The sequence below is a fragment of the Chitinophagaceae bacterium genome, assembly GCA_030053935.1.
Lineage (GTDB): Bacteria > Bacteroidota > Bacteroidia > Cytophagales > JASGCU01 > JASGCU01.
The window spans coordinates 1-25,676 of record JASGCU010000027.1; the positions used below are offsets into that span (position 1 = coordinate 1).

Annotated in this window: 22 protein-coding genes and 1 tRNA gene; 6 read left to right on the plus strand and 17 right to left on the minus strand. The window is 31.7% G+C overall.

The window, feature by feature from the left end; genetic code table 11:
* Positions 1-244: 244 nt before the first annotated feature.
* On the minus strand, positions 245-1,132 hold the full coding sequence (locus tag QM536_04335) for a DUF1460 domain-containing protein (protein MDI9356241.1): 888 nt from the start codon (positions 1,130-1,132) through the stop codon (positions 245-247).
* Complete coding sequence (gene lptB, locus QM536_04340; GenBank protein MDI9356242.1) at positions 1,133-1,873, minus strand: LPS export ABC transporter ATP-binding protein; 741 nt, start codon at positions 1,871-1,873, stop codon at positions 1,133-1,135.
* Positions 1,874-2,293: 420 nt separating this feature from the next.
* On the opposite strand from lptB, the gene QM536_04345 reads away from it, so the two are divergent.
* A complete protein-coding gene (locus QM536_04345; GenBank protein ID MDI9356243.1) occupies positions 2,294-3,184 on the plus strand; it encodes a hypothetical protein in 891 nt (296 codons plus the stop codon).
* A 17-nt stretch (positions 3,185-3,201) separates the two neighbouring features.
* Positions 3,202-4,203: a glycosyltransferase family 2 protein gene (locus tag QM536_04350; GenBank protein MDI9356244.1), complete on the plus strand. Its 1,002-nt coding sequence runs from the start codon at positions 3,202-3,204 to the stop codon at positions 4,201-4,203.
* A 4-nt stretch (positions 4,204-4,207) separates the two neighbouring features.
* Here the strand turns inward: QM536_04350 and QM536_04355 are convergent, their stop codons facing one another.
* Together QM536_04355 and QM536_04360 are read right to left on the minus strand one after the other, a co-directional pair.
* Positions 4,208-5,257, minus strand: a complete 1,050-nt coding sequence (locus QM536_04355) for an NAD(P)-dependent alcohol dehydrogenase (GenBank protein ID MDI9356245.1) — start codon at positions 5,255-5,257, stop codon at positions 4,208-4,210.
* Positions 5,258-5,304: 47 nt separating this feature from the next.
* A tRNA-Gln gene (locus tag QM536_04360) sits at positions 5,305-5,375 on the minus strand.
* Between the two features lie 376 nt (positions 5,376-5,751).
* Here QM536_04360 and QM536_04365 point away from each other — a divergent pair.
* Positions 5,752-7,158, plus strand: a complete 1,407-nt coding sequence (locus QM536_04365; GenBank protein ID MDI9356246.1) for a pyridoxal-phosphate dependent enzyme — start codon at positions 5,752-5,754, stop codon at positions 7,156-7,158.
* A 70-nt stretch (positions 7,159-7,228) separates the two neighbouring features.
* Here QM536_04365 and dusB read toward each other — a convergent pair whose 3' ends face one another.
* The 3 genes from dusB to QM536_04380 form a co-directional block, all read right to left on the minus strand.
* Positions 7,229-8,212, minus strand: a complete 984-nt coding sequence (gene dusB / locus QM536_04370) for a tRNA dihydrouridine synthase DusB (protein MDI9356247.1) — start codon at positions 8,210-8,212, stop codon at positions 7,229-7,231.
* A gap of 15 nt (positions 8,213-8,227) precedes the next feature.
* Complete coding sequence (locus QM536_04375; protein MDI9356248.1) at positions 8,228-8,506, minus strand: HU family DNA-binding protein; 279 nt, start codon at positions 8,504-8,506, stop codon at positions 8,228-8,230.
* 98 nt (positions 8,507-8,604) lie between these two features.
* On the minus strand, positions 8,605-9,798 hold the full coding sequence (locus tag QM536_04380) for an arginase family protein (protein ID MDI9356249.1): 1,194 nt from the start codon (positions 9,796-9,798) through the stop codon (positions 8,605-8,607).
* A 389-nt stretch (positions 9,799-10,187) separates the two neighbouring features.
* On the opposite strand from QM536_04380, the gene QM536_04385 reads away from it, so the two are divergent.
* Complete coding sequence (locus QM536_04385) at positions 10,188-11,123, plus strand: hypothetical protein (GenBank protein MDI9356250.1); 936 nt, start codon at positions 10,188-10,190, stop codon at positions 11,121-11,123.
* Positions 11,124-11,326: 203 nt separating this feature from the next.
* Here QM536_04385 and QM536_04390 read toward each other — a convergent pair whose 3' ends face one another.
* Entirely contained in the window at positions 11,327-12,133 is an 807-nt protein-coding gene (locus tag QM536_04390; GenBank protein ID MDI9356251.1) for an SDR family oxidoreductase, read from the minus strand.
* A gap of 188 nt (positions 12,134-12,321) precedes the next feature.
* Between QM536_04390 and QM536_04395 the strand changes: the two genes are divergently transcribed.
* Together QM536_04395 and mutL are read left to right on the plus strand one after the other, a co-directional pair.
* Positions 12,322-12,858 carry a hypothetical protein gene (locus tag QM536_04395; GenBank protein ID MDI9356252.1) on the plus strand — a complete coding sequence of 179 codons (537 nt, stop codon included), beginning with the start codon at positions 12,322-12,324 and terminating at the stop codon, positions 12,856-12,858.
* Between the two features lie 170 nt (positions 12,859-13,028).
* Positions 13,029-14,843 (plus strand): DNA mismatch repair endonuclease MutL, encoded by a 1,815-nt coding sequence (gene mutL, locus QM536_04400; protein MDI9356253.1) that lies wholly within the window; start codon positions 13,029-13,031, stop codon positions 14,841-14,843.
* Here mutL and QM536_04405 read toward each other — a convergent pair.
* The 9 genes from QM536_04405 to QM536_04445 all read right to left on the minus strand — a co-directional run.
* Positions 14,840-15,370 carry a cyclic nucleotide-binding domain-containing protein gene (locus QM536_04405; protein MDI9356254.1) on the minus strand — a complete coding sequence of 177 codons (531 nt, stop codon included), beginning with the start codon at positions 15,368-15,370 and terminating at the stop codon, positions 14,840-14,842. The two genes, mutL and QM536_04405, sit on opposite strands and share 4 nt — an antisense overlap.
* Positions 15,342-16,700, minus strand: coding sequence for a tRNA lysidine(34) synthetase TilS (tilS, locus tag QM536_04410; GenBank protein ID MDI9356255.1), 1,359 nt, complete (start codon positions 16,698-16,700; stop codon positions 15,342-15,344). The genes QM536_04405 and tilS overlap by 29 nt, the downstream gene beginning before the upstream one ends.
* A 154-nt stretch (positions 16,701-16,854) precedes the next feature.
* The gene (locus QM536_04415; protein MDI9356256.1) at positions 16,855-17,088 is read right to left on the minus strand and encodes a hypothetical protein; all 234 of its coding nucleotides are present in this window, start codon (positions 17,086-17,088) and stop codon (positions 16,855-16,857) included.
* Positions 17,081-18,607 (minus strand): MFS transporter, encoded by a 1,527-nt coding sequence (locus tag QM536_04420; GenBank protein MDI9356257.1) that lies wholly within the window; start codon positions 18,605-18,607, stop codon positions 17,081-17,083. The genes QM536_04415 and QM536_04420 overlap by 8 nt, the downstream gene beginning before the upstream one ends.
* Positions 18,608-18,682: 75 nt before the next feature.
* Positions 18,683-19,630 (minus strand): ion channel, encoded by a 948-nt coding sequence (locus tag QM536_04425; protein MDI9356258.1) that lies wholly within the window; start codon positions 19,628-19,630, stop codon positions 18,683-18,685.
* A gap of 222 nt (positions 19,631-19,852) precedes the next feature.
* On the minus strand, positions 19,853-22,585 hold the full coding sequence (locus QM536_04430) for a DEAD/DEAH box helicase family protein (protein ID MDI9356259.1): 2,733 nt from the start codon (positions 22,583-22,585) through the stop codon (positions 19,853-19,855).
* A gap of 1 nt (position 22,586) precedes the next feature.
* Positions 22,587-23,624, minus strand: coding sequence for a virulence RhuM family protein (locus QM536_04435; GenBank protein ID MDI9356260.1), 1,038 nt, complete (start codon positions 23,622-23,624; stop codon positions 22,587-22,589).
* 12 nt (positions 23,625-23,636) lie between these two features.
* Positions 23,637-25,538: a DNA methyltransferase gene (locus tag QM536_04440; GenBank protein ID MDI9356261.1), complete on the minus strand. Its 1,902-nt coding sequence runs from the start codon at positions 25,536-25,538 to the stop codon at positions 23,637-23,639.
* Positions 25,447-25,676, minus strand: a 230-nt coding sequence (locus QM536_04445) for a hypothetical protein (protein ID MDI9356262.1), incomplete at its 5' end; no start/stop codon positions are given. The genes QM536_04440 and QM536_04445, both read right to left, overlap by 92 nt.

Below are 25,676 nucleotides of genomic sequence, written 5' to 3' on the forward strand. Positions count from 1 at the left end.
AGCGGATGAAGACCGAGCAAGAGCCGAAGGCAAATTAGAAGGCAAATTAGAAGGAATCATAAAAGCTCTCAAAAGAGGAAAGCTCACTATAGAAGAAATCGCTGAAGATTTTGATGTAACTATAGATTTTGTGCTTACCATTAAAACAGAAAATAAATTGTAGTTTTGAATTTCAGAATGAAAACTATCCTTTAGAGAAATATTGAGTTTTCAAAATGTATCAAAAATGACTTTTCGAGGATACTCAATTTTTAAAATCTTTCCCAATACCATTTCTTATGTTTTTTTTGGGGGAAAGCACTCTCATAATTATAATCCCTGAAAATTTCTTATGCTCTTCTAAATATGTTTCCAAAGGGATATCGGTTATCATTACTTTATTAAGTTCCGATGATGCGTGAAGCATATACGCTCTTTCATTTTGAAAAATAATAAATCCTGTATGAAGCACGTCAATACCTGCATTGGGGAATGAGGTTATTCCTATTACATCTCCTGTTTTCATCCTTTTTTCACACAATGCTATATTTTGTTTGGGAATGTAATAATGTTTTCTCTTATTGATATATGTTTCTATTTTTTCAATAGCATTGTAATAGACAGTATCTTGCAGCATTGGTTGGTAGAGTTCTTTTTTTTGAGTCATCATAGAAACAGGGTTCTGATATGGTTCCCCCCCTATTTCTTGGGTTATATCTTTCCCTAACCCTTTTTTTTCCATTTCAAATACCCAGTCGGTAAAATAATGCAATCGTTGAGAATACTCTATTACTCCATTTCTATAGCGAATGGTTTGCAGGTTGGTTTTAAATTTTGAAAAAGAACGGGGAGCATCTTCTTGTGTAAAAGCAAAGGCAATACTTTGTTCTATAAAACTTATACAATCAAATCTTTTCAAATTCACTACTAAAACCTCTTGGAATTTTTTTTCAAAAGGAAGTGTTTGGCTGTCCAAAGGTTTTTTTATATAAGGCTTCCCTATAAATTTCTTTCCAAAAAAAATAAGGTTTTGCTCTATACGGGTTTCCGATGCTCCTTGTATGGTTTTATAAAAAATAAATTCATTCGTTTGCCCCCAAGTATTAAAAATACAAAAGAGGGATAATAGAACGATATAAGCAGAAGTTTTCATTTATAGAAAAATTTTTCTTTTGAGTTCAAAATGTGTTCCTAAGTATAATTTTTTTACCTGTTCATCCGCGGCAAGTTCTTCTGCTGTTCCCTGTTTTAATAATTTTCCTTCAAACATAAGATATGCTCTATCCGTTATAGAAAGAGTTTCATTTACATTATGGTCAGTTATGAGTATACCTATATTTTTTTTTCGTAATTTAGCAACGAGAGATTGAATTTCCTCCACCGCTATGGGATCTACTCCTGCAAAGGGTTCATCCAAAAGAATAAAACTTGGATTGGCAGCCAATGCCCGGGCAATTTCTGTCCGCCTCCTCTCCCCGCCCGAAAGCACCATCCCCAAGTTTTTTCTTACATGGGTTAAACTAAATTCTGTTAAAAGTGCCTCTAATTTTTCTTTCCTTTCTAAAGATGAATAATTTTTCATTTCTAATATCGCCATTATATTATCTTCCACACTCATCTGCCTAAAAACAGAAGCTTCTTGGGCTAAATACCCTATTCCTTTTTGAGCCCTTTTATACATAGGAATATGTGTTATGTCTTCGGTATCTAAAAAAATTTCCCCTCTATTAGGTTTTATTAATCCCACAATCATATAAAACGTCGTCGTTTTTCCCGCACCATTTGGACCTAATAATCCTACTATCTCTCCCTGAGAAACTTGGAGCGAAACCATATTTACCACTAATCTTGACCTATATTTCTTCAAAAGATTTTCTGCTCTTAATACCATTATGCTGCTCTTAGTAAAAATTATTTTCTATATATGTTATAAAACAATAATTTATGAAAATACTTATATATATTAAAAAATACTTACCTTGCTCAAAATAAGTATTCATGTTTTGGGGAATCCCATAAAAGTAAAATTATTTTCAAACAAATTGGTTTTTAAAAAATCTATGGATAGATATTCTGTTTTTTCCAAAAAAAATGCTTTTGTTATTCTTTATAATATTTGTTCATTGTCTTTTTCAAAAAGATACTCTTTTTGTAGTAAATCTATATACAATACATAACAAAAAACGCAAAATGCATTTTGAAAATATCTGTTTCTCTCTTCGAGACGTACATAGAAATTTTTTACTATGGGACAAAAACAACATGGGAAATAAAATTCGTATATATAATACTACAAATACAATATCTCAACATAATGCTTCCAAAAATATATATAAATATCCCATCACTTTTTAGTTTTCAAGAATGTCTCTGGTTTTTGAATAGAAATTATGACGATTGCCTCCACTGTATTCAAGAAAATTCTATTGTAAAAGCAGTGCGGATGGATGCCCATATATTTTTAATTCACATAACTGAAGTAAAACAACAATTAGAAATAGAAATTTTGATAGGGAAAAATAGCACACAACAAAGAGATGCAATAAAAAACTACGTGGAAGAATGGTTTGATATGCACACAAACATAGCACCATTGTATGATCTTTTTCGTAAAAATACCTTTCTCTCTTATATGGTAGAAAAATACAAAGGATTACGTCTCATCGGCATAGCAGATGTCTTTGAATGTGTCTGCTGGAGTATCATAGGGCAACAAATTAATCTGCGTTTTGCTTATACATTAAAACGAAGATTAGTAGAAAAATACGGAGAATATGTAACATTAGAAAATAACTCCCATTATATTTTTCCAGATCCTTTGGTCATATCTCAATTACACCCCTCCGATTTACAAAAATTACAGTTTTCTCTTTCTAAAGCTACCTATATTGTAAATATAGCAAAAGTGTTTGTAAAAAAAGAACTTTCTTACGAAGCAATACAGACCCTCTCATCCATTGAGGAGAAAAAAAATGCTCTCTGTCACCACAAAGGTATTGGAGCGTGGACAGCAAATTATGTGCTTATGAAATGTTTTCGGGAAGCAAACGCTATTCCATACAGAGACATCGGATTACTCAACGCCTTACAACAGCACAACATAATACAAACCAGAAAAGAAAACACAGATAGCTTTTTTGATATGTTTGATGGATGGAAAAGCTACGTTGTTTTTTATTTGTGGAGGAGTTTAAAAGAAAAATAATATTCTCATTGAAATATATGAAACATACAATAGCAATAGTTATCCTCAATTACAATACAAAAAAACTTTTACAGACATTTATACCTTCAGTAGTGCGTTTTTCTCCGAAAAACTCCATTTTTGTGATAGATAATGGCTCTACGGATGATTCTGTCCATTTTTTAAAAGAACACTATCCCGATATACATATTATCTCTTTGTTAGAAAATAAAGGATTTGCAGGTGGGTATAATGAAGGGTTACAAGAGATACCAGCAGAGTATTATATTCTTCTGAACTCTGATGTAGAGGTGACTACGGATTGGACGCACTTTCTTTTAAAAATAATGCAGAGCGATACTAATATTGCGGTATGTCAACCAAAGATTTTATCTTATTCCGATAAAAGATATTTTGAATATGCGGGTGCTGCGGGAGGGTTTATAGATATATTAGGATATACATTCTGTAGGGGTCGTATTTTTGATACTATTGAGGAAGATTTTCACCAATACGATGATGATGCGGAAATATTTTGGGCATCAGGAGCTTGTTTTTGCATCCGTGCTTCGGATTTTCATTCAGAAAAGGGATTCGATGAGTTTTTTTTTGCCCACATGGAAGAAGTAGACCTCTGCTGGCGGCTCAAAAGAAAAGGAAAAAAGATATTGTATACTTCAAAATCGGTAGTATACCACTTAGGAGGTGGCACTTTGGGAACAATGCACGAAAAAAAAACATACCTCAATTTTAGAAATAATTATTGTATGCTTCTAAAAAATGAAGATGCTCTCTCTTTATTCTGTAAACTTATAGTCCGAATCCCGCTTGATTGGATTGCAGGAATAATACTCGCTTTCAAAAAAAACAAAAAACACTTTTGGGCGGTTATGAGAGCTCAAAAATCATTATTAAAACATTTTAAAATGATGAGAGATAAGTATAAAAAAACTCAATATTCCCCCTTGTTGTACAACAAATCCATCATAATAGAATATTACCTTTTAAATAGATTGTTTTTTAAAATGAGAAATAGGTAATTTTTTATTTCTTCAAAGAAGCCATGTCTAATACAAATCTATAACGAACATCGCTTGTTAAGAGGCGTTCATAAGCAGTGTTTATTTGGTCTCCGTTTATGAGTTCTATATCAGAGGTAATATTGTGTTTGCCACAAAAATCTAACATTTCTTGTGTTTCTTGTATTCCACCAATCAAAGATCCTGAAAAACTTTTCCTTCCCATAATAAGGCTAAAAGAAACAACCGGTAAAGGATCTAAAGGGGCACCCACTAAAACCATGTTTCCATTTACTTTTAAAAGGCGGAGATACATATTTACATCATGGGGAGCAGAAACAGTATCTAATATAAAATGAAACGTATTATGATATTTACTTATTTGTTCTGCATCTGTAGATAACAAAACATTATCAGCACCTAATCGTTTTGCATCTGAAACTTTAGAAACAGTAGTAGTAATAACTGTCACTTCAGCACCCATTGCTTTTGCAATTTTTACACCTATGTGTCCTAAACCACCAATACCTACTATTGCAATTTTTTTTCCAAAACCTACTTTCCAATGTTTCAAAGGGGAATATGTCGTTATTCCCGCACAGAGTAATGGAGCGGCTCCAGCTAAATTAAGGTTCACAGGAACTCTTAATACATAATTTTCATCTACAGTAATACTTTCAGAATATCCTCCATAAGTAGATATAGTCAAGTGTGTATCGAAAGAATTATAAGTAAAAGTACCTCCTTTTTCACAAAATTGTTCCAAGCCTTCTTTGCAGTTATCACAATCTCTACAAGAATCTACCATACAACCGACGGATACAATATCACCTACAAAAAATTTAGTTACCCTATTACCTATGCTACTGACCTTACCGACAATTTCATGACCCGGCACAACGGGATACACAGTATTTTTCCATTCGTTTCTTGCGGTATGAAGGTCAGAATGACAAATCCCGCAGTAGAGTATTTCTATTTCTACGTCGTGTGAGGCAACTGATCTTCTTAGAATGGTGATAGGTTCTAAAGGTTTCTCTGCACTATATGTACCTAAAGCTTGTACCTCTTTCATACATAATTATTGAACATCATCATATAAAAATATTTTCTTAAAAAATGTTGGCTCACAAGGATTCGAACCTTGAAAAACAGAACCAAAATCTGTTGTGTTACCATTACACCATGAGCCAATCGTATTATCATCTGTTTTTTTCTTCTTACAAGATAATTTTCACAATATATATTTTTTTTTTCATGTATTCTATTTTATACATTTTTTATTGCTTTTCATCTCTTTTTTTATTATAAATTCTCATTTATAATAAAAAATAGACGTGAAGGTGTTTATCTAAAGTATAAATAGGAGTACTTTTTGACATTTGTCATAAAATATGCTTTCATTTAAAGCCCAAGTGATTTTTAAAGTTATACCAATTATAACAATGTATTTACTAACTCACCTTATGCAAAAATTATATTCAAAAAGTGTATTTTAATATTTAAAATGCTAAAGGTATGATATTTTATTATATTCTTGCCTAAAGTAAATTTATATCTATCAATTATATGATACAACAAGAACCATTATCGCAGGGAAAGAATGCTACCATTTTCAATTCTATTTTAGATACCATAGGAAATACACCTTTGGTAAGATTGAACAAAGTAACGCAAAAGGTAAGAGGAAATATATTAGCAAAGGTAGAGTATTTTAATCCGGGAAATTCTGTAAAAGACAGAATGGCAATACGGATGATAGAGGAAGCGGAAAGGTCGGGTGTGCTAAAACCCGGGGGTACTATTATAGAAAGCACTTCAGGAAATACGGGAATGGGAATAGCAATAGCATCGGCGGTAAAAGGATATAAATGTATCTTTACAATGGCAGATAAGCAGAGTCAAGAGAAGATAAATATACTTAGGTCTGTTGGTGCGGAGGTGGTGGTATGTCCTACCAATGTATCACCTGAGGATCCCCGTTCTTATTATTCTATGGCAAGAAAATTTAATGCTGAAATTCCCAATTCCTTTTATACAAATCAATATGATAATATGGCTAATTCGCTTGCTCATTATGAAACGACCGGTCCAGAAATTTGGGAACAAACAGGAGGGAGTGTTACTCATTATGTTGCTTGTGTTGGCACGGGAGGGACTCTTTGTGGGGCAGCTCAATTTTTGCGAGAAAAGAACAAAAATATCTCTGTAATAGGTATCGACACGTACGGGTCTGTGTTTAAAAAATATAAAGAAACGGGTATCTTTGATGAAAACGAGATTTACCCCTATCTAACAGAGGGATTTGGTGAGGATATCCTGCCCAAGAATGTAAATTTTAACATCATAGATAGTTTTATAAAAGTGACAGATAAAGATGCGGCATTGATGGCGAGAAGATTGTCGAAGGAAGAAGGACTTTTTGTGGGATGGTCAAGCGGCTCGGTGGTTCATGGAGCTTTAGAATATGCGGAAACTCATATGAAAGACACGGATACTATGGTGGTTCTATTGCCCGACCATGGCACAAGGTATATACATAAAATATACAGTGATAATTGGATGAAAGACCATGGATTTTTAGATGCTCGGATGAAAATTACTGCTCAAGACATCATTTTGAATAGAAAAACCGACAAACATATCACTACTATACAAAAATCGAATACGGTTGCTTTTGCTATTTCTCTTTTTAATAAAGAGGGATTTTCACAAATTCCTGTTATGGATAATGGGCAAATAGTAGGCAGCATAACAGAAACGAAGCTTTTGAATAAGTTTATCAATAATCCTGAGATAAAAAAACTGACAGTAGGTGAGATAATGGATCCTCCTTTTCAATTTGTGGGTCTAAACACTACAGTAGATGTTTTGGCATCTCTTATAAACAAAGACACAAAAGCTCTCTTAGTGAGAGATATAAAAGAGGATATATACATAATAACGGAACATGATATACTCTTGGCTCTTATGTAAAGAAGTGAGGGCTGTTTTTTATCGTATAGTGTAAAAATTTAAATATTAAAAGTTTTCTTACAGACGCTACTTAGGTGTATTCTTTTTCTGCTATTATTGTTTCAAAAATTTCTAAGAGATGATTTGAATCTTTTGCTTGCATGAGGTTGTTTTTATATGTCTTGAAATGAGAAATATTCTTAAAATAATGAGCGTAGTGCTTTCTCATTTCTAAAATTCCCAATGATTCTCCTTTCCAACGGATAGAAAAAAATAAATGTTTTTTTGCTACCTCTACTCGTTCTTGAAGAGTTGGAGGGGGAAGGATGGTTTGGGTAAGAAAAAAATGTTTTATTTCTCGGAATATCCATGGATAACCAATGCTTGCTCTTCCTATCATTATTCCATCTACTCCATATTTATTTTTATATTCTAATGTTTTTTTGGGGGAATCTATATCTCCGTTTCCAAAGATGGGGATATGTATTTTTTTATTTTCTTTCACACGGGCAATATAACTCCAATCCGCTTCTCCTTTATACATTTGAGAACGGGTTCTTGCATGGATAGTTATGGCTTGCACTCCAATATCTTGCATTTTTTCTACTACTTCTAATATATTAATACTTTTTTCATCCCAGCCGAGACGTGTTTTAATAGTTACAGGTTTGTTTGTAGATTGTATTACTGATTTGGTAAGTTTTACCATAAGAGGAATGTCTTTTAGAACCCCTGCTCCAGCTCCTTTACATACTACTTTCTTTACGGGGCAACCAAAATTTATATCTATAAAATCAGGATTAGTTACCTCTACTATTTTCGTTGCCAAAGCCATTGCTTCCTCGTCTCCGCCAAATATTTGAATTCCAAAAGGACGTTCATTTTCTGAAAAATCCAATTTTTTTTTGCTTTTAAAAGCATCGCGTATCAACCCTTCGCTGCTAATAAATTCAGAATACAAAACATCTGCTCCGTTTTCTTTGCATACACTTCTAAATGGAGGATCACTCACATCTTCCATAGGGGCTAATAACAAAGGAAATACTCCTATTTCTACATTCCCTATTTTTACCATATATGATTTTTATATTTATAGTTTTTTCATCATGTCTATAAATATATCGGATGCTTTAAATACGGGCATATTCTTTTCGGGGAGAATAATAGGTTCTCCTTTTTTAATATCTCGAGCTATTTTTGGCTTTCTTTTTTTACAAAGAAACGTTCCAAACCCTCTTATATTAATCTCTTCTCCTTTCGCAACCTTTTCTTTTATAATGAGAAAACACGCTTCCACAGCCGCTGTCACGTCCCTTCTTTCAATCCCTGTCCTTTCCGAAATTTCATGTAATAACTCTAACTTTGTCATATTATATTGTGATTTATAAAAAAATGTGATTGTGTCCCCTCAATTATTCCCTGAAAATGTGAAGAGAGATACTTTTATTTCTATTGAAAATAAAATATTTAATTCCGTTTTTGAATACTGCGTATCCACTTATCGGGTATTTCTCCTTTCATTGCTAAGTAATAGTCCGCCTCTGAACAAGGTATAAATACGCTCCTTGTATAACTTGACGGAAGCATACTATGAGGTATTTCCATCCACCACCTTTCTGATTTTTTTCCCTGATAAAAATGTATACTTGTGGGTTCATTTTCAAAAAAGACGCTGTATTTTATATAATTTTTAGATTGAAAAAAAACACTCTCTTGCTTTTCTTTGCTATGATAAAACCCTTCTATAAAATACCAAACCATAGTGGCAACAGTGGTGGCAGTAGTAAGCAGATGGTCGTCTTTTTCTACATTATAGCCATAAAAACCTATAGAACCGAGTTTGTCATTTAACCCTGCATACCAACATAATTGACACGCCTCTTCTCCTGTAAATCCAAAAATAATACTTTGCTGCCCACCAGGAGCATACAGAGTGCTTATTGCGGATATGTCAAATGAAACCATATCAGCTTGTCTGATATATGGCTCCACTTCAGAAAAATTCTCCCGAATAGTCCCTAAACGCAATATTTCATACAAAAATTCATTGAGGGTTTGCAGTGTATCGTTATTGACAAAATAACTTTGATATCCTAAATGGATATAATGAAATAAACATTCTGAAGAAGTGGTAAAAATAGATTCCAAATAGTTTTGAGAAGGCACCTCTTTATGTGTAAAATCTATATCCAAACAACTATCTATATTCAACAAGGTAAACATTTTTTCAGCATTATTCTCTTTATTTTCATATAAAGCACTTTGCAAATGCCCTCCGTGCTGTCCTATACTCATATCATGCGAACCACCTAATAGAATAACAGTGATATTCATCGCTCTTAAATAAGAAAGTAAGGTTTTCAAAATAAGATATGTCTCTTGGAGCGTCTCCCCGTTCTTCAAGTTTCCAAAATCTATGATATTATTACTTCCGTAACACTTTTTGAGATGATACAGTTTCTTTCTCACCTCATCTGCTCCGTATACTATCCCTTTCCCATCCATTTCTCCTCGACATTCCGTCAATCCTATAAGAGCAATGTCAAAACCCGAAATATCCATACCTGGAGAATAAAAATGTATATTTTTACAGAAAGAAAACGGTTTATAAAAAATAATATCTTTAAACTCTATGGGATCAAATAAAAATTCTAACTTCATTTTGAGAATGATTCAATTATGATGAGCGTATATTACAATGAAAAGAGGAATTATTGGATAGTATTGTATAATAGATAAATATATTTGAAAAATACTTATTTATCTTTTTTTCAAAAAAATAATGGAAAAAGAGGGAGAGGAATGCAAAAAATCGTATTGAGAACTCCCCAAAACCAAGAAAGACATCTCATAGAAAGTTTTCTTGGGTACAGAAGGGTTATAAGAATTCAAATCCTAAAAACTGTATCCTTTAAAAATCAATTTTGAGAACCCATCTTAAGATATTGCTTTTCTGTCGTACAAATTCGGTGTTTTTGAGAACGGATATTCTGTTATTTTTTTTATTTGTATTTTATTACTAATTTGTGGTTTTATGAGTAAAATAATGTATGAAAATAGCAGTTATTGATTGCGGAACAAATACTTTTAATCTCTTAATAGGAACGAGAGACAGCAGGGGACAAGAGAATTTATATATCAAAAAAAAACAATATGTAAAAATGGGAGAGGGGGGGATCTCACATTTATATATTACAGAAGCAGCTCAAAAAAGATGTATAGATGCTCTTACTTTTTTTAAAAAAGAAATAGATAAAGAAGGTTGTGATACCATTATTGCAAAAGGAACGAGTGCCTTTCGTAATGCAAAGAATGGAAAACAATTTGCCTCAGAAATCCATCAAAAATTAAATATAAATATAGAAATAATTGATGGGGAGCAAGAATCCGAATATATTTATTGGGGTATTAAAAATTGTTTTGATATAGGATTACATCCTTCTTTGATAGTAGATATTGGAGGCGGAAGTGTAGAATTTATTATTGCAAATAGGGAACGTATTTTTTGGAAAAAAAGTGTAGAGATAGGTGTGCAGCGTCTTTTGGATATATTTCAAAAAAGCGACCCTATACAAGCAAAAGAAATAGATGCAATAGAGAATTATATAGAAAAAGAACTTTTGGAACTTTTTGATGTATCCAAACAATATAATATTACCAATATTATTGGAGTATCAGGGACTTTTACTACTATTGGAGATATTTTATTATTCCAAGAAACCTTAGAAACAGAAAGAAAATACCGTCACTTTCCAATAAATACCGAGGATTTTTTCAAAGTATATACAATACTTACATCTAAAAGAAGAGAAGAAAGAATGAATATCCCCGGAATGAATAAAGAACGAGTGGATATGATAATAGAAGGGTGTGTTTTAGCATATTTTCTTATAAAAAAAATAGGCATTCAGACAATAGATATATCTAACTACTCTTTAAAAGAAGGGGTTTTTCATTCTTATATGAAAAATAATTATGAAATTTGATCCCACCCAGAAAAATCACTTTTGATACACTTGTAATTTTGTACATATTTGCTTATCAATAAGTTTACAATTAAATATTTGTGTAAAAAAAATTTCTGCCCCCTCACAATGTATGCAGAAGTAGCAATTGTCTACAATCCATTAAAAAGAATTTCTAATCAGTTAAAATTTACTTGAGTAGAAATTTCTTTAGAACTGTAAAATTATTGCATTTTCATTTTTTTTGTGAGTCGTTTCATAGTTTGAGAAAGCATTTTTGGAAAAAATCTTTTCATATATAAAGCAACCCTCTCTTGAAAACCACCTATAAATACTTCTTCTTTTTCACATTCTATCGCTTCTACTATTTTTTTTGCACATACATCTGACTTCATTCCAAATTGTTGCGGTTTACTCATTTTATTAAACTGAGAGCCATCTGCATTCAAAGCACTGTAAGAAATAGGAGTATTTATATATCCTGGACATATTATAGTTACTTTTATATTGTTTTCAGATTCTTCATATCGCAAAGCATCATAATACCCATGTAAAGCATGTTTGGATGCGGCATAAGCAGAAGACCCTGGTGCAGAAATCTTTCCCAAAACACTGGATATTATTACGTTTTGACCGTTTTTTCGAGTTCTCATTTGAGGCAAAAGAAACTTGGTAAGCATAATAGCACCGAAATAATTTATTTCCATTATTTTTCTATCCACCAAAGGATTTGTATTATGTATAAATGAACGCTGTGCTATGCCACTATTATTGATGAGAACGTCTATATCCCCAAAAAAAACAGATGCTTCCTTCGTTTTATTTTCCAAAGAAGTAGTATCTTCCAAATCTAAAGGTAAGACACGCACTTTTTCAGGGTATTTACATTGTGATTTTACTCTCTCTAATTCCGCTACTCTCCTTGCAGATATGATTATATACGCACCTTTTTCGGATAATCTGTACGCTAATGCCTCTCCTATTCCCGAAGAAGCCCCCGTAAGCCACACTATTTTATTTTCTACTTTCATACTGTTGTCTTGAATGATATTATTTTATGTGTGAAATTGATTTTTTTATAAAAATATGCGTTTTCATACTATTTTTTATTTTTTTATGGTATATTTTTATAAACATTGAAAAGAAAAGTAATTTCTTATTATATTTGTTTTATAATGTATTTATTTACTTGATTATTTTATTAAAAATTAAAATTACTATGAAAAAAATCAAAGCGTTATTTTTTATTATATCAGTGTACTCTCTTTTTACAATATCAGGTTGTAATGGATGTGAAGGGGATGTATGTAATCCTCCTGATCCGTTTGACAAAAAACGTGGTGAGGAATTATCCCGTACTTGGATATTAAAAGTAGGAGAAGGAAAAAGAGACAACGTTTCTATAGGCGAATGGGAAGGATTAACAGTAGCATTCACATACGACACAGAGAAAAAACAAGGAACATATACAACAGAGCGTCCACAGTCCTCATTAGTAATATCCGATAGAGATAAGATATGGAAAGCGGGAGGAACATTTGTATTTTCTAATCCTGAAACTTCAGAAGGAGTAAATACTATTTATAGAGATGGAGATACTACTACTCCTGTTAGTTTGTCTTATTCTGATGGTCAAATACCAGAACTCGCTATATCATTTACAGTTAGAGGAACTTCAAATATAAATGCTCATGAAAATTTAAGAACAACAAGCGTTACAGGAAAATGGAATTTTGTTTTTGTCCCTAAACAATAACGTATACCTTGGGGTCCACTCCAAAAAACCTCTTTTGATACATGTATGTTTTTGTAAAAGAGAGTTTTGAGAGTGGATTCTTCTTTTATAATGAACTATAAATACTATTTCTGATTATTTTCCAATCAGAAAACAAAAATCACTTTTATACAATGATAATATCTCATAAAATGAATATAATACGGCTTTTACCTGATTCTGTTGCTAATCAAATAGCCGGAGGTCAAGTTATTCAAAGTCCTAATTGTGTAGTAAAAGAGCTTTTAGAAAACAGTATAGATGCGGGAGCAGAAGATATACAAGTAATAATAAAAGATGGAGGCAAGACTCTCATACAAATAATTGATAATGGCTCTGGTATGTCAGAGACAGATGCCAAAATGTGTTTTGAGCGCCATGCTACATCTAAAATTTATCGCAGTGAAGACATCAACAATATCAGAACATTTGGATTTAGAGGAGAAGCTTTAGCGGCAATATCTGCTGTATCGCACGTAGAGATGCTTACCGCACAGGAAGGAAATCAAATGGGAACACTGGTTTTCATAGAAGGGTCTAAACTTCTCAAAATAGAACCCGCAGCGGCTCAAAAAGGAACTTCTATATCTGTTAAAAATCTTTTTTTTAACATACCAGGTCGACGTAAATCTTTAGAAAGGGACTTTCATAAAGGTTTTAGTAGCATAAGAGAAGAATTTATAAGAGTAGCATTAGCATACCCCGAAAAGAAATTTTCTCTTCATCATAATGATAGTGATTCTTTAATTCTCTTTCCCGAAACTCTTTTAGAAAGAATATGTCATATTTTTGCAAATCAAAAACAAAAAGAGTATCAAAAGCAACTCATATCTATTCGTGAAGAAAATTCCGAATTAGAAATAAAAGGATATATAGGAACTCCCGAACTCGTGAACCAAAAAAGAAATAAACAGTACATATTTATCAACAAAAGATATATAAAAAGTCCCTATCTCAATAATGCTATAGAAAGAGCTTACGAATACGTTATACCCAAAGATAGGCATCCTATATATTTCCTGTTTTTTTCTCTAGATCCGCATAAAATAGACATAAATATAAATCCTCAAAAGGACGAAGTAAAGTTTGATGATGAAAAACTTATCTATTCTATACTCCATGCATCTATAAAATTTGCTCTCAACAATAACTACGGGAGAGATACTATAAATTTTGAAAAAGACACTAATTTTCAATACTACAGCTCTTTGATTCAAAATAAAAATAAACACATACAAGACAGGCATATAGCTGATAAAATAGAACAGTGGGAAAAATTCTATGTAGAATCCCAAAAAGAAAGGTTGTATCCTCTTCATGAAGTAGAAAAGGAATTATTAGAATATGATGCTTCACCTACAAAAATAATAACGAGTTCGCAAGAGAAGAAAAATGAACTCAAAGCTACTCTATTTCAGTTAGAAAACGGGCTTGTATGCAAACAAATAAAAAATGGTATCATGTTTGTGCATCCACAATATGCTCATGAAAGAATTTTATATGAAAAATACATCGAAAATATACAAGAAGGGAATAGTGTTTCTCAAAAAATGCTTTTTCCTGAAAAAATTTCTCTATCAGATAAAGATTTTGAGGTGTTTTTAGAGATAAAAGAATATTTTGAAAAAATTGGGTTTTCTTTTGATGTAAAAATGAAAAAACAAGATAATATTATTTTCATAAATGCCCATCCTTTAGATATGACGCATACACATGAGGCAACTCTTTTAAAAGATTTTATAGAGGAAATAAAATACGAAGATGCTACCGAATTAGAAAGAAAAAAAGTAATGGTAGCAAAGTCACTTGCAAAAAAAACATCTCTCACGATTCATAAAAAAATAACAAAAGAAGAGGCGGAATATCTGATAGAAAGGTTATTTCTGTGCGAAAACTCTGCATATTCTCCATACGGAAAACCTACTTATAAGATAATAGATGAAAGCACTCTAGAAGAGTATTTTTAGATTTCAAAAATAGACGCTATATCGCTTATATCTATTTTTTTTTTTTCAAAGATATGAATAGTCTGAGATATTCGCTCGTTATACTTCTCTGCAAAGGCATTTATTACTTTTATCTTTATAGAACCGTGACGTTGGAATACCTCTTGTAGTTTTAAATAAGGAATAGCGTAAATTTCGGCGTTTTCAGAAACAACAACAGCAGATAATAACCTTTTTGCATTTTTAAGAATGGTATTTTCTCCAAACAGCTGCCCATCTTTTATCTGCATTACTTCTAAAAGATGTTCGTTTACATCTATTTTCATGGCGACTGTCCCTTTTTTTATTATATAAAGAGCTTTGCTGGGATCGGTTCTAAAATATACCACTTCATTTTTTACATAATTTCGGACGTATAAATGTGGAATTATAGTAAGGATTTCTTCCTTTGTAAGGTATCTAAATAGAGTGGTGGATTGTATTAAAGATATTATATTTTTCTCTTGTGTGATTGGTTTTTCAAAAATTTTTTTTATTTTTTTCCACATATTGTATTTGTAAAATATTTTTTGTGTCTGTATTTACTTTATAAGAATTACTTATTTGTATGCCCATTACCCATATAATAGTTTTTTCAGAGAGGACAACGTATACATCTGATTTTTGGGAAAGAGGTATTTTTTTATCTATCAATACATCGCTTACCTTCTTATGTCCATTCATTCCTAATGGTTTCCATTTATCTCCTTTTTTCCATTTTCTTACTTGTAAGGGGAAAATTAATGTATCATAATCAAAGAAGGCGATATTTTTGTCTGCATTTTGAATAAAAGAATTATTATCTTTTTTATAAGAACTACAATATAGTAAAAAATGGGAATCTTCCACTATTGTATCTTCGGATTGAATAGAAATAGGAATGGGTATTTCATTTTTTTTTATTTTTTTGATAATTATTTGTTCTCTATCTAAGCATATTTCATATTCGGATGTTTTAAATATTTTACCGACATTTTTTTTACAGGTACTTTTCCATATATTTAAAAAAAGAGAGTAGTTTAAGGATGTATATTTTTTTAAAACTTCGTATAAAAAAACTTTATTTTCGTTATGAAAAAAATGAAGTTTTAAATATATATATTCATCCCGAATATATGTGGATTCCTTTTCTAATAGATTCCGTTGGTGGATAAACCATTTTCCTGTATCCCATATTCTTTCTAATGTATTTGGAAGTGTAAAATGGATACCTGGATTTATACTCTTGAGTAATGGAATAACTACTGCTCTTATTTTATTTCTTTGGTAGTATTGCTCTGAATTAGAGGCGTCTTCATTCCATTGTATATTATTTTCTACTGCATATTTTTGTAGTGTCTCTTTATCAATCCAAAGGAGAGGGCGTATTATACGTTCTTGTATGGGTTTTATTCCGAGCATTCCCATAAATCCTGTTCCGTGGGTGATATTCAAAAAAATTGTTTCCAGTACATCTTCTAAAATATGAGCGGTAACAATTTTATCATAGCTATTGGAAAGTATGAGTGTATGAAAAAAATTATATCTCAGTTCTCTTGCTGCCATTTGAATAGATTCTTTTTTTTGAGATGCTATTTTTTTTGTGTCAAACCTTATACTGTGAAAAGGGACATTGTATTTTTCTGCGGTTTTCTTGACTAATAATTCATCTTCATCTGCTGAAGCTCCTCTGAGTTGGTAGTTGCAATGTGCTATTCCAAAATTATACCCAAGTTTATGAAATAGGTGGGTCATAGTCATAGAATCTACACCTCCGCTCACGGCTAAAAGGGCTTTTTCATTTTTTTGAAGTAAAGAATATTTTTGTATAAACGCATCTATTTTTTTTTCTAAAAACATATATGAATTATGAATTATGAATTATGAATTATGAATTATGAATTATAATTCACCTTTGGGATTTGTAAAATGAAAAGTAAATACATTCGTGCATTCGTGACATAAAAATAGTAGCTAAATAGTTACAAAAATGAAGAGTTTATTTTCAATAAAATTATGTTTCACTATCGTATTCTCCTTTCATTGCATAATATCCAAATATAATCATTCCTATACATATAGGTATAAATACTATCAGGATAATGCTCCATTGGAGAATAGTATTTATTTTGAGAAATCCTTCGGGTGCTTCTTTTATTTTTAAGAAGGCATTACTGCACATAAAATAAATGAAACAAGGGGAGAGTATTATCCATATAATTCCTCCGTATCTTTTTATTCTATTCATATTTTTTGTTGTTATTATTTATATATAATGTTCCTATGATGAGTGAAAGACATGCTACTCCTATTGGATACCAAAGCCCTGATAGTTTATCTGCTCCGGGATAGCTGACGATAAGAGTAGCAATAAAAGGTACCAATCCTCCAAAGACACCGTTTCCTATATGATATGGGAGGGACATAGAGGTGTATCTAATCTGCGTCGGGAATAGTTCTACCAAAAATGCAGCTATGGGTCCATACACCATTGTTACAAAAATAATCTGTATAAATACTAAAAATACAAACCATATAAAGGTGGATTGAGACAGGGTTTTGTCTGTACAAATAGGTATAGAGGGGTTCATCTGTATTTTTGCATTGGAATAGAGTGTGTCTTTTTTTATTTCTTTAAAAGTAGATCCGTCAGAAAGAGTTTTTGAGAGAGAGGTTATGAGGATTGAATCTGTTGTTCCTTTCAGAGGAATTTTTTTTAGAATGGGTTGTGTTGAGGAAACAAGGGTTGTGCTTTGAAACGATGCGAAATCTGTTTTGTCTAAAAAGGTTTGGTATATACTCCGATAGGAAATAATGCCCAACAACATTCCGGATAGCATAATCCATTTACGTCCTACCCTATCACTCCAGCTCCCGAAGAGAATAAAAAAGGGAGTTCCCAAAAGAATAGCCCAGATCATTATATAACGCACCTCGTTGAACTCTAAGAGGACAGTATTTTCTAAAAACGACTGTGCGTAAAATTGACCCGTATACCAAATAACTCCTTGCCCCATAGTAGCCCCGAATAGAGCGAGGAGTACCATTTTAAAATTCATTTTATTTTGAAAACTTTCTTTGAGAGGATTGGTAGAAATTTTTCCTTCCGATTTTAATTTCGAGAAAAGAGGGGACTCGTTCATTTTGAGACGGATATAAACAGAAACGATGACCAAAAGGATAGAAATAAGAAATGGAATTCTCCATCCCCATTCATAAAATGTAAGTTCTCCCAAGGTACTTCGGGTAAATACTATAATGCCTAAAGAAAGAAAAAGCCCTAAAGTAGCGGTAGTTTGTATCCAACTGGTATAGAATCCTCTTTTTCCTAAGGGCGCATACTCTGCTATGTATGTAGCCGCTCCACCATACTCTCCACCCAATGCTAAACCTTGAATAAGCCGTAGAATGAGAGCAATTATGGGAGCAGCATACCCTATCTGAGAATATGATGGAATACACCCTATAAAAAAAGTAGATCCTCCCATAAGGATTAAAGTAAGTAGAAAAGTATGCTTCCTACCCACTATATCTCCTAATCTCCCAAAGAATAAAGCTCCAAATGGACGCACAATAAAGCCCGCTGCAAAAATTGCCAAAGTACTTATCAGAGCAGAAACTCCCGAATCATCAGGAAAAAGATGCTTACTTATTATCCCCGATAAACTTCCAAAGATATAAAAATCATACCATTCTATAAGAGTACCTAAAGAAGATGCTCCTATTACTTGTATTATACTGTTGTTTTTATTGATTGATATAGGCATAATGAAAAAAATATATACATGTAATAATTTTGTAATAGTCCCTTTCTGCAAATCCTCATGGTAACAAAATATTTTTTATGGGGTATAAATAGGTGCTTTTTCAAACAAATCTATTTTACTGAGATCTGCCGCATTTCTTCCTAAATGGTCTATCAAAATCATCTTTTCAAATTTAGCTCCCCAAACAGTTTCAGAAACATGGTAAGAACGTTTAGAATGTACCTGCTGGTCAAATGTTTCATCAAAACCGCTGATTAAAACAAAAATTTCTAGTTGAGAATATTGAATTTCCTCCCAAGATAACCCATACAAAGGACTGGAAGCATCTATCGGATGAACTATGGTCCAACTCGCGGGAAAAAATTGAATCTGTTGTCTTTCCAAAGAAATAGGAGTATAAAAATTTCTTCGTAATTGTTCGTTCTCTCCCTTCTCAATAATAGATAAAGTGATTTCCACCTTCACATTGATAATGCTATATTTCAGTTTATTTGCAAGTCGAAACATAAGAGCGTACCCATCTTTATAAGGAGAAAATAAAACATTTTTACTATACAGAAAAAAAGCACGCGGTTTAGAAAACCGTGCATACATTAAGCCCGTAATAACAGAAAAAAATAATAACCCTACCAACGTCTGAAAGGAAGCAATAAAATTAGTAAGAACTCCAACAGGATTCACTCTTCCATAGCCAACGGTCGTAAGGGTTTGGACAGAAAAAAAATATATCTCAAACAGAACCCCTATTACATTAGAATAATGTAGTCCCACTAAATGACCTGCCCCAATAATAAAGTATACCACGGTAAAAATAAGGTTTATCCCTAAAAACAATATTACTACCGATAGCAAGAACTGTAACCAAGAAAGAGAAATACAAAAATGGTAAAAACTACTCGTCTTATACCAAGGGAGTCCTACTTTGCTAAAATTAGAGGAACCATCAGAGTTCATCAATCTTTGGTCTGTTATTTGAGTAATTCCAAAACCTACTTCTTGTTTCTGAGCGTGATTATGAGTCATTTGTTTTTTATGTTTTTGTTTATAATTTTGAATGAGTATCTCACCTTACTTAAAAAAACATCAAAATTTATTTCTCCACCAATTAAATGATGCAAATTTAAATCAGGAGATTTTTTAAAAACCTTAATCATATTTTTTCTAATCGAATGTTTTAAATCATAATGCAAATATTCTTCTTTTGGTATTTTTTTTCACCAAAAAAATTAAGCTTCTTAGAACTTATCAAATCTTAATCGTGAACAATTTCATCGAATCGATGAGCTTATTGTACTCTTTCTCAAACTCTCCATTATTCTTTTTATTAAACAGTGGTAGCCCAATCAGATTATATTCTTTACCCTCGATTCTTAATATATTATTTACTGAGTACTTTTCTGTAATTTTCTTGAGAAAATCATTTTTCCATTCATCTTTTTGTAAAAGATTATCTCCTTTAGGTTCGATAAATAATTGATAGTATAAGTTTTTCTCATCCTTCAAGAATAATATAAAGTCGGGCTGAAAACCTTGCCCTGTATTAAATTCAAAGATTTTATACTGTCTTTCATTTCTTAAAAGATACACTTCTTCGTATTTTTCTTGTAAATTGATAATTGTACCTTTTATAAATTCAATCAATCCTTTTTCTTCGCTCGTGCCATAAAACTGGTCTACTACATACCAATCTTGATTTTTCAATTCATTTTCTAATCTTTGACTTTCTTCATCGTTTTTGACATTCTTGCGTATTTCTTCACCAAATAAATCAGCCAAGCTGTATGCTTCAAATTCTGTACCCTTATGCGGATTAATATGTTGTTTAAGCGCAGCAAATATTATATCTAAAGCTTTTAGAAGTATTTCTAATTTTTCCTTGTTTGTAATTTCATCAACGCTAGACTTTACAGTTACTAATTTAATTGTAAGGTCTCCGATTAACTTTGTTCTAAAATCTTCCATTGATGCAATATCAATTTCTTGTTGTAAAGATTCAAATCTCAAAAGTGAAGCTTGCTTTTTAGATTTTATATGTACTGCTTTATAAAAGATATGTTTTTCAAATTCTTTGATTGTTTTAGTAATAGTTTTTTTGTTTACATCATTGATATTTAATCTTTCTGTATCAGAGTCTTCTTTATCAAAGTCCATTTCTTGCTCTCTGATTCCAAGACTTTCTAAATCAAACTTAAGCTCTAGATTTTCTTTCAAATAGTCTAAGGTCTTTTGCTTTCTTTCAGGATTTTCAATCTGCTCGTTCTTCCAAATTTTTACATTCTTAAAGAAGGGACTTTCTGCAAAATCTCGTTTAACATTGAATTTCTTTTCAACCCTTTCATCATCTATCAAACCCTTATTCTTCAATTCTCGTTTCAATTCGTCTATATACCTATGATCTGAATCGCTATGATAATAAAGTTCCTCCATCACTCGCATTTCATTACCAAGATTTTCATCAAACTTTCTCTTGTTCTTTATTTTGTCTTGATATGGAAATGGATAGTATCGTACACCCCGTCCAATCAACTGAATTTCAGAGATAGTAGCACTTCCTGCTTTTCTGTTTCCTTTGCTATCTTTTCCTTCATCTCGTCCTGAATAGAGCCGCACAATATCAAAAAGGTTCAAAACATCCCAACCTTCAGTTAGTTTGTTTACGGTAAAGATTGCTCGTATATGATTATCTTTATCTTCAAGGTTATTTAGAAGTTTATCAGTATCCTCATCAATATTTTCCTTTGTTTTTGCTTTGTTTGTTTTAGAGTTTGTAATGATACAGTTTCTTTCTGAAAAGTTATCTTTGATAAAGGTTATTATTTCAAATTTATTGATTCCTTGATTTTTAATAAATGTAATCAAATCTATAACTCTAGATTTTCCTTGCTCGTATAATCCAAGGAATAAACCTTGCGCTTCAGTAAATTTATCTTCAATATTCTTTAAAAAATCAAAGTCAGATACTTTAAGATTTTTTACCATTACCAAAAACTCTTCAAAGTCAATCTTTGATTCTTCAATGGTCTTGCTTCTAAAAAGTATTACCGGTTTCCAGTTTGATAAATTATTTTTAAGAGCAATTTTGTGCCTGTACCAGCTAAAAATAAGGGCTAGCAAAATACGTTCTCTTTTTTCTAAAGAAGAAGAGAGAAGATTGATTTCTTTGGTGTATCCCTTCGATACAAAGTCTTTTAATACAAATTTATATATAATTTTAGGGGCGTACTTTTCTTTTACACTTTGAATTTCAGGAATAGTGGCAGTAAATTCCAAAAGTACATTTTTATTTTCTTTTTTACCTTTCTTATTCAGAAGTAATTCAATAACAGTATGCTCCCAACCTTTCTTTTCAATTTCTATTACACTTGCATTGTCGTTTAGTTCTAAGTGTAAATCTAATTTTCCTTGTGCTTTCATTGTATCGGTATTCAAGTGATGGGCTTCGTCAGCCAGCATTACTATATCCTTTTTAATTAAGTCATCTAACAATACCTGATTTTCTTTTTGAATATGAATATCATTATAAAGCTGTTGTATGGTAGTGAGCTTTATTTCAATCCCTTCATTACTCTTTGAGAAAGTTTCAACTTTTTTTATATTTATAGTTTCGTCATCAATCACAATCTTATCTGCAAAGAGATATTTATTGTGATTACTATCAATAAAGTTATTTTCCGTTTTATAGATAATGTTTTTTTGATTCACAAAAAAGATAAACTTTCGGTATCCTTTATTATAATAATGTAAAATACAAGCTGCCATAAGCAGGGTCTTACCCGTACCCGTCGCCATATTAAACATCAAGTGAGTAGGTTCATTTTTACCTTCTGTTCTTTTTTCATTAAGTAAAAGATATTGAAAAGCTTCTTTTTGCCAGTCAAAAAATGGGTATTTTAAATTACTTGAAACATATTCAGGTATTTCAGGTTTTGGAGTGCCAAACTCTATGGCGTTTTTTATTTGTTCGTGTAATTCTGCCATACTATTTTTCCTTATTTTTCAAAGCTTTTTTGACTACACGATCAAAGTCTGATTTTATCAATTGAGTTTTATTAAATTCCTCATATTCTGCAAAGGCTTTGTTTTCTGCTTGTTTGTGAGATATTTTTCCTTTGCTATTCAAAATTTCAAAATTATTAAATTCTAAAAACTTATTGATAGATTCTGATAATTCTTCCATTGTAAAAGTATTTCTTTTTTCTATTTGATTTTCAATATAATCAAAATACGATGTTATGGTTCTTTCTAATTGTTTGATTTCTTTTTCATTGAGATAATTTTTTGCAATGATAGTATCTGATTTTAAAATCCTACCACTTGTTGATTTTTTCCAAGTTGTTAATCCCATATTAGGTTTTTCTTTATTTGCTTTTTCAAAAATGATTTCTGCAGCTGTTTTTCCTGTAATAGCAAAATGAAATTTATTTTGAACTGTTGCATAAAATTTTTTTGTAATTTCTGAAGTTAAATCATAATCAATACTACACTCTGCAAAAATATCTGTGATTTGTTGGTAAATTCTTCTTTCACTGGCTCTAATAGAGCGAATTCTTTCGAGTAATTCTTTAAAATAGTCAGCACCAAAATATACCCCATTTTTTAGCCCCTCATCATTGAGAACAAAGCCTTTGATTATATATTCTTTTAGAATTTTTGTTGCCCAAATTCTAAACTGTGTTGCTTTTTTACTATTGATTCTATAGCCAACGGCAATGATGGCATCAAGGTTGTAAAATTTTACTTGTTGCGTTTGTGTTTTACCCTCTATAGCTCCATGTATAGTGGTATGTTCCAAAATGGAACTAACCACATTTTCCTCTAATTCCTCATCTTCAAAAATATTTTTAAGATGCTTGGTGATAGCCGGCCTCTGCACCCCAAAAATATTTGCCAGTTGCTCTTGCGTAAGCCAAACAGATTCATTATAAAGAAATACTTCAATTTTAACCTCCCCATTTGGAGAAGTGTAAAGTAAAAACTCCGTGAATTGATCTTTCGGAGTGATTTGATTTTTTTTCACAACTTACCCATATTATTTTTTACTATAAAAAGCTTTTGTTAATTTTTGGTCTTCAGTACTTATCCCATATCTTTCATCAGCCATTTCACTTTCTTGCACATACATCTGATTCAAATCAAGCATAGTCAAAAACATTTTCTTTTGCTGTGCAAGAGCAAGTTTTTTAAACCCTTCCTCTTTAACTATCTTCTCTTTAAAGTCTTTAATTTTTACATTGTAATTAAGGAAATACTTTTCATACAAAGTATCAAAGAGTTTTACAAGAGCAGGTAAATCTTTTGCATTTTGTATTTCTTCTTTTGCTTTTTCATTCCATTTTGCAAGTTCGCAATAGATAAACTCTCCACCACCTTGCCAGCCAACAGCTTTTGAAATTCCACCTTGCTCTCCTTGTGTCGCATTTTTTATTCTTTCAACTGCGATGGTTTCAATGTAATCCATCTGCTCAATTCCTATATATTGACGATTCATTTTATGAGCAACAGCACAGGTGGTTCCTGATCCAAGATGATAATCCAAAACTATATCGCTAGTATTTGTAGCTAAATCTATAATTCTTTGAATAATTTTTTCAGGTTTTTGTCCGTTTGAAAGTACCGGTATACCTCCTTCTTTATTAATATTTATTGTTGAAATATCTGTCCACAAATCACCAATAAATCTATTTAGATTTTGACTCAAAAACAATACTTTTAATATGTCTTTACCATTATTGTAATAGTAATTTGCATTTCCTTTACTATTAACAATTCTACCAAATGAATTTTTCTTTAAATACAATTTAATATCATTATCAGGTTCAACTAAATAAATTAATTTATCAGCATTTAATAGTCTTTCATCAATTGATTCTGAAAAATCTCCAATTTTCCACAAAGACATATCTTCATTTATATTAAGAATTTGTTTATTGTAATATTTTACATAACCCTTTAATTCGTCTTGATTTTTTTCAATCTTTTGCGGATTAAAGATAAATTTATTTTTAGAATAAACTAAAATATATTCTTTGCTCTTCGGTAGTCTTTTTTCAATATGTGCATTTTTTAAACCCTTAGATTCATTCATCTTTACAGTAATGCAGTTTATAAATTGAATATCTTGAATCTCATCCATCAAAACCTTTAAATATGCTTGTTCATTATCATCACATTGAACAAAAATTACACCATCATCTCTAAGTAGTTCTTTCGCAACATCTAAACGGTTTTTCATAAAAGTGAGCCAAGTACTGTGATTGAAATTATCATTGTATTGAAATCCGTCATTTCCAGTATTGTAAGGAGGATCAATGTAAATAAGTTTTACCTTCCCAGCAAATTCAGATTTTAAACTATGAAGAGCGAGGAGGTTGTTACCTTTAATAATCAGATTCTCTTTAATAGTTCCGTCTATTCCCCTCTTGAAGGGGTAGTGTGTGGAAAATTCCCCTCTTTGAGGGGTGTCAATCGTAGATTGACGGGGTGGATAGGTAGATAATTCTTTTTCCCTATTTTCTATATTTTTTAAAAAATCTTGATAAATTCCTTCTATATTTTGTTTAACTTCTTTATCCGTATATCTTATGACTTTTAGCCCCAAATCCTCCAAAAATTCTTGTCTTTCCTGATCATATTCTTGTTTGTCATCATGACTTGCCCCATCAATCTCTATCACTAAGCCAAGTTCTGCAATAAAAAAATCAACAATGAAATTTCCAATAATTATCTGCCTATCTATATCATATCCTTTTAGTTTTTCTTTGTTTTTAAAATTTTTCCAGAATAAAACCTCTGATAAAATACCTTGTTTTCTTAGCTCTTTAGCCCTTTGATTGAGTTCTTTATTTTTTGGTAAGAGCCAAAATTGGAAAAGGGATTTTTGTTGCCATTCTGGTATTTTTTCCACCCCGTCCTGCTTCGCAGTCCACTCCATTTTTTCCACCCCGTCCTGCTTCGCAGTCCACCACATTTTTTCCACCCCGTCCTGCTTCGCAGTCCACTCCATTTTTTCCACCTCGTCCTGCTTCGCAGTCCACTCCATTTTTTCCACCCCGTCCTGCTTCGCAGTCCA

What these genes read in the sequence shown, in the direction of transcription:
- QM536_04335 (MDI9356241.1), bottom strand. Translation starts at nt 1,132, where the DNA reads ATGAAAACTTCTGCTTATATCGTTCTATTATCCCTCTTTTGTATTTTT.
- QM536_04345 (MDI9356243.1), top strand. Translation starts at nt 2,294, where the DNA reads ATGCTTCCAAAAATATATATAAATATCCCATCACTTTTTAGTTTTCAA.
- QM536_04350 (MDI9356244.1), top strand. Translation starts at nt 3,202, where the DNA reads ATGAAACATACAATAGCAATAGTTATCCTCAATTACAATACAAAAAAA.
- QM536_04355 (MDI9356245.1), bottom strand. Translation starts at nt 5,257, where the DNA reads ATGAAAGAGGTACAAGCTTTAGGTACATATAGTGCAGAGAAACCTTTA.
- QM536_04365 (MDI9356246.1), top strand. Translation starts at nt 5,752, where the DNA reads ATGATACAACAAGAACCATTATCGCAGGGAAAGAATGCTACCATTTTC.
- dusB (MDI9356247.1), bottom strand. Translation starts at nt 8,212, where the DNA reads ATGGTAAAAATAGGGAATGTAGAAATAGGAGTATTTCCTTTGTTATTA.
- QM536_04375 (MDI9356248.1), bottom strand. Translation starts at nt 8,506, where the DNA reads ATGACAAAGTTAGAGTTATTACATGAAATTTCGGAAAGGACAGGGATT.
- QM536_04380 (MDI9356249.1), bottom strand. Translation starts at nt 9,798, where the DNA reads ATGAAGTTAGAATTTTTATTTGATCCCATAGAGTTTAAAGATATTATT.
- QM536_04385 (MDI9356250.1), top strand. Translation starts at nt 10,188, where the DNA reads ATGAAAATAGCAGTTATTGATTGCGGAACAAATACTTTTAATCTCTTA.
- QM536_04390 (MDI9356251.1), bottom strand. Translation starts at nt 12,133, where the DNA reads ATGAAAGTAGAAAATAAAATAGTGTGGCTTACGGGGGCTTCTTCGGGA.
- QM536_04395 (MDI9356252.1), top strand. Translation starts at nt 12,322, where the DNA reads ATGAAAAAAATCAAAGCGTTATTTTTTATTATATCAGTGTACTCTCTT.
- mutL (MDI9356253.1), top strand. Translation starts at nt 13,029, where the DNA reads ATGAATATAATACGGCTTTTACCTGATTCTGTTGCTAATCAAATAGCC.
- QM536_04405 (MDI9356254.1), bottom strand. Translation starts at nt 15,370, where the DNA reads ATGTGGAAAAAAATAAAAAAAATTTTTGAAAAACCAATCACACAAGAG.
- tilS (MDI9356255.1), bottom strand. Translation starts at nt 16,700, where the DNA reads ATGTTTTTAGAAAAAAAAATAGATGCGTTTATACAAAAATATTCTTTA.
- QM536_04415 (MDI9356256.1), bottom strand. Translation starts at nt 17,088, where the DNA reads ATGAATAGAATAAAAAGATACGGAGGAATTATATGGATAATACTCTCC.
- QM536_04420 (MDI9356257.1), bottom strand. Translation starts at nt 18,607, where the DNA reads ATGCCTATATCAATCAATAAAAACAACAGTATAATACAAGTAATAGGA.
- QM536_04425 (MDI9356258.1), bottom strand. Translation starts at nt 19,630, where the DNA reads ATGACTCATAATCACGCTCAGAAACAAGAAGTAGGTTTTGGAATTACT.
- QM536_04430 (MDI9356259.1), bottom strand. Translation starts at nt 22,585, where the DNA reads ATGGCAGAATTACACGAACAAATAAAAAACGCCATAGAGTTTGGCACT.
- QM536_04440 (MDI9356261.1), bottom strand. Translation starts at nt 25,538, where the DNA reads ATGGAGTGGACTGCGAAGCAGGACGGGGTGGAAAAAATACCAGAATGG.